This is a genomic window from Kitasatospora sp. NPDC029367 (assembly GCF_055569135.1).
The window spans coordinates 28739-33708 of sequence record NZ_JBVHYH010000083.1 but is presented as its reverse complement, the minus strand read 5'-3'; the positions used below and the strand labels follow the sequence as shown (position 1 = coordinate 33708).

General features: G+C 74.0%; 3 protein-coding genes and 1 pseudogene. 3 read left to right on the top strand and 1 reads right to left on the bottom strand.

The genetic code is table 11. The features are described from left to right. Positions 1–2038, bottom strand: a pseudogene (locus ACZ4W5_RS32470) (MMPL family transporter); the annotation flags it as partial. Between the two features lie 271 nt (positions 2039–2309). Here ACZ4W5_RS32470 and ACZ4W5_RS32465 point away from each other — a divergent pair. From ACZ4W5_RS32465 to ACZ4W5_RS32455, 3 genes are all read left to right on the top strand, one after another. Further along, positions 2310–3152 carry an SAM-dependent methyltransferase gene (locus ACZ4W5_RS32465; protein WP_465658583.1) on the top strand — a complete coding sequence of 281 codons (843 nt, stop codon included), beginning with the start codon at positions 2310–2312 and terminating at the stop codon, positions 3150–3152. A gap of 229 nt (positions 3153–3381) precedes the next feature. Then, complete coding sequence (locus ACZ4W5_RS32460; RefSeq protein WP_402490845.1) at positions 3382–3954, top strand: hypothetical protein; 573 nt, start codon at positions 3382–3384, stop codon at positions 3952–3954. Positions 3955–4125: 171 nt separating this feature from the next. Continuing rightward, positions 4126–4970: vWA domain-containing protein (locus ACZ4W5_RS32455; RefSeq protein WP_465658582.1), on the top strand; the 845-nt coding region annotated here is incomplete at its 3' end.

Sequence of the window (4970 nt, the reverse complement as noted above, 5' to 3'; positions counted from 1 at the left end):
CCACCACCCCCCCCCCCCCCCCCCCTCCCCCCCCCCCCTCCCCCCCCCCCCCTCCCCCCCCCCCCCCGCCCCCCCCCCAGGACTCGTGGACCCGCGAGAGCAGGAAGATCTCGTAGTCCATGCTCAGCCCGAAGACGATCGCGAACATCATCATCGGCACGTAGCTCTCGATCGGGACCTTCCCCGCGACCCCGAGCGCCGGCCCGCCCCAGCCCCACTGGAACACCGCCACCACCACCCCGTACGAGGCCGCGATCGACAGCAGGTTGAGCACCGCGGCCTTGACGGCGACCAGCAGGCCGCGGAAGACCGCCAGGATGATCAGGAAGGCCAGCGCGACCACCACCGCGATGATCGGGACCAGCCGGCTGGAGACGAGGTCCAGGAAGTCGACCTGGGCCGCGGTGTTGCCGGTCACGTACGTCCGCGCGCCGCTGCCCGCCACCGCGTCGGGCAGCACGGTGCCCGACAGGCGGTCGACCAGGTCGGTGGTGGCCCGGTCCTGCGGGGCGCCGGCCGGGACGACGGTGGCGAACAGCACCGCGCCGTCCGGGCTGGTCTGCAGCGGGGTGGTGCTCGCCGCGCCGGGCAGGCCGGTGAGGGCCTGCTGCACGGCGCCCTGCACGCCCGCGCGGGATCCGGGCGCCACGGCGCTCTGGTCGACCACCACGGTCAGCGGCGCGTTCGCCCCCGGGCCGAAGGCCTGGGCGACCAGGTCGTAGGCGCGCCGGTCGGTGAAGGAGGTCGGGTCGGCGCCGTCGCCGATGTGGCCCAGCTGGATGGAGAACAGCGGGATGGACAGCACCCCGAGCGTGACCACCCCGGCGACCAGGTAGCGCCACGGGTTCGCCTCCACCCGCCGGGCGTAGCGGTGCCAGCTCCCGCCGCCCCCGCCGCTGCCCCCGGCCTCGCCGTCGCCGCCGCCCCCGCCCCCGGCCTCGGCGATCGGACGGCGTACGGCGAAGCGGTCCATCCGGCGCCCGATCAGCCCCATCAGCGCCGGCAGCAGGGTCAGCGCGCCGAGCACCGCCGACACCACCGTGACGGCCGCCGCCGCCCCGAGCTTGGCGATGAAGGAGATGCCCGACACCGACAGCCCGGACAGCGCGATGATCACCGTGCAGCCGGAGACCAGCACCGCCCGCCCGCTGGTGGCCACCGCCTGCCCGGCGGAGGCGACCGGGTCCACCCCGTCCATCAGGTTCTGCCGGTGCCGGGTCAGCAGGAACAGCGCGTAGTCGATGCCCACCCCGATGCCGATCATCGTCGCCAGGGTCGGCGCCACGGTCGCGAAGGTGGACAGCGCCGCGACCAGCCCAAGCGCCCCCAGCCCGACCACGGCCGCGATCAGCGCCGTCAGCAGCGGCAGCCCGGCCGCGATCGCGCTGCCGAAGCCCACCAGCAGCACCACCACCGCCACCGCGAAGCCGATCACCTCGCTGGAGCGGTCGTCCGCCGCCGGCCGGGCCAGCTCGCCCAGCGGCCCGCCGTACTCCACCTGCACCCCGGCCTGGCGCAGCGGCGCCACCGCCGCGTCCACCCCGCCCAGGTAGTCGTGGCCCAGCAGCGCGGGGGTGGTGTCGAAGCGGACGGTGATGTACCCGGTCAGCCCGTCGGGGGCCAGCGGCCCGCCCGGCGGGGCGCTCTGCCCGGCCGGCGGCAGCGGGCTCTGAGCGCTGACCACGTGCGGCAGCTGCTGGAGCGCCGTGACGGCCTGGGCGATCTGCGGCTGGAAGCCGGTCAGCGGCCGGGCGTCGTGCAGCACCACCGGGGAGCTGGTGCCCGCGGCGCCCGGCTCGTGGGCCTGCAGCACGTCCCGGCCCTGCTGGGCCTGGGTGCCGGGCAGGGAGAAGTCGTCCGAGTAGCTGCCGCCGACCGCCCGGTTGGCGGCCTGGACACCGGCCAGGGCGACGATCCACAGCACGACGACGACCAGCGCGTGGCGCGCGCACCACTCGCCCAGGCGCCGCAGCGCCCCGCGCCCGGCGGGCGGCGGCGCCGCGGCGGCAGGGGGGACACGGCGGGCGGACGGCGGCATGGACGGGCTCCCGGGGTCTCCTGCGCGCTGGTGCGCCGAACCGGCGCAGTGTTCCCCGCGGGCGGCCGCCGCCTTCCGGTACCGGCGGGTAGTCGCCCCGAAGGCCGCCACCCCGCCCACCACGGCCCCCGCCCCCGCCCACCGCCTCGCCCACCGTCGGGTCAGGGCCGCCCGCCCCCGCCGACTTCCCGCGCGCCACCGGCGAGTTGGCTAGACTGCCCCGGCCCGGTGTGATCAAGAAGGGACATGAACGAGCATGGGAGGATCCTGGATGACCGCGACCGAGCCCGATCCCGAGCAGCCGGCGGTGCCGCAGATACGCCAGGACATCCCGCACAGCGCCCGGATGTACGACTACTTCCTCGGCGGCAAGGACAACTTCGCCGTCGACCGCGAAGCCGCCGAACGCGTCCTGACCGTCTTCCCCACCATGCGCACCGCCGTGCGGGCCAACCGCACCTTCATGCACCGCGCCACCCGCGCCCTGGCCCGGCGCGGCCTGCGCCAGTGGCTGGACATCGGCACCGGCATCCCCACCTCGCCCAACCTCCACGAGGTCGCCCAGGCCGTCGAACCCGGCGCCCGGGTCGTCTACGCCGACAACGACCCCGTCGTCCTGGCCCACTCCCGCGCCCTGATGACCAGCACCCCCCAGGGCCGCACCGCCTACGTCCACGGCGACGTCCACGACCCCGCCGCCATCCTGGCCACCCCCCAGGTCGCCCGGACCCTCGACCTGGACCAGCCGGTCGTCCTGTCGATGATCGCCCTGCTCCACTTCGTCCCGGACCTCGACGACGCCCGCGCCATCGTCCGGCACCTCCTGGACCCGCTGCCCGCCGGCTCCGCCCTGGTCCTCTCCCACGCCACCGCCGAACTCGACCCGCCCGGCGCCTCCAAGGTCGAGGAGATCTACAACCAGGCCGGCACCTCCCTGCGGCTGCGCCCCCGCGCCGAGTTCGCCACCTTCTTCGCGGGCCTGGACCTGCTCGACCCGGGCATCGTGCCCGCCCACCGCTGGCACCCCGACGGCACCGACGAGGCCGACCTGCTGCCGGCCGGCGTCACCGACGCCCAGGTCTCCTTCTACGCCGGCGTCGCCCTCAAGCCCTGACCCGGCGACAGCACACCGCCACCGCACACGGCGCGGGCCCGCGGCTTCCACCGCGGGCCCTCGCCGTGCGTGCCCCGGCGCGGGGCCCGGCCCCCGACACCCCGTCAACACCCCGGCCGCCACCGCATCCCGTCCGGGTGACGCCGGGACGGTTCCGGCCCGCGCCCGGGCCCCGGTCCGCTCTGCTGGGAGCGCCCGCACCGCCCGAGCCCCGCCCCGGAGGAGCCCCGTGACCTCGCCCTGCGACCCCCAGTACGCCCCCGCCGGCGACGTGAGCGCGGCGCTCATGGTCATCGACTCCCGGCTCAAGGCCCTCTACGACGGCCGCACCGGCACCGACCCCCAACACCGCGAGATGGTCGACCACCTCGCCGCCTCCCTGGGCCCGGACGGCTTCGCCGCCCTGCTGGAGGGCGCCTGCACCCTCATCTACCTGTACATGAACTGGCTGCGGAAGGCCTGCGAGGACCAGGGCAAGGACGTCATCGAGTACGTGCTGCCCAACCTCCTGGCCACCATGCGCATGATGCCCCGCACCTTCCGTCCCGAGGTCGTCCCCACCATGGCCGGCCTGCTCGTCGCCGCCGGCAGCGGCCTGAGCCCTAACCTGTGGCGCGCCCAGTACGGCCCGTGGACCGACGCCGAGATGAACCCCCTGGAGGCCACCGCCACCCTGCTCGCCGAGTACGTCAACCGCATCTGCGGCGACGACCAGGACTTCGCCACCCGCCTGATCACCGACGCCCTCTCCCGCGCCGACGACGAGGAGGCGGACGAGGCCGACGAGGCCGACGAGGACTGACTCCCGCCCTCCGGCCGCCCCTCAGACCGCCCCTCGGAGCGCCCGACGGAGTGTCAGTGCCTACCCCTAAGGTGGAGACAACGCTGGAGGGAACGCCGAAAGGCGCCGCGGGGAAACCCCGCGAGAGGACTCCGGAAATGCATCGCAAGCGCGCCGGAAAAGGGGATAGCCATGTCCGCGAACAGGATCAAGCACAAGGTCAACCACGTCTCCCTCGTGGTCGACAAGTCCGGCTCGATGCACCAGCACCAGGCCCAACTCGTGCGCGTCGTCGACGAGTTCGTCAAGGGCCTCCAGGAGGAGTCCGACCGCCTCGGCCACGAGACCCGGATCAGCCTCTACGCCTTCGACCACGAAGTGCAGAACCTGGTCTGGGACATGGACGTCAAGCACCTGCCCTCCCTGCGCGGCCTCTACCAGGTCGACAACGGCGCCACCGCCCTGATCGAGGCCGCCGTGAAATCCGTCGACGACCTCAAGAACATCTGGGAGGGCTACGGCGAGCACTCCTTCCTCCAGGTCGTCGTCACCGACGGCGAGGAGAACGCCTCCGGCTGCTCCCAGAGCGGCCAGATGCACACCCGGATGAACGCCGGCCAGGGCGCCGCCGTCCTGCGCTCCTGGCTCGACCGCATCCAGGGCGCCATGGACGACCTCCCCGACCACTGGACCTCCGCCATCCTCGTCCCCAACTCCCTCGCCAAGCGCACCGCCCAGGAGTACGGCTTCCCGGCCGGCAACATCGCCATCTGGGACGCCGACTCCAGCAAGGGCGTCGAGGAGGCCATCGGCACCGTCAAGTCCGCCGCCACCAGCTTCCTGCGCGGGCGCGAACAGGGCGTACGCGGCACCAAGAACCTCTTCGCCATGGGCCAGGACCTCGACACCGCGCAGGTCAAGGCCAACCTCGACGCCCTGGACACCGGCAAGTACATCCTCATACCCGTCGACGAGGCGACCCCCATTCGCGACTTCGTCACCAGCGCCGGCCACCCGTACAAGACCGGCTGCGCCTT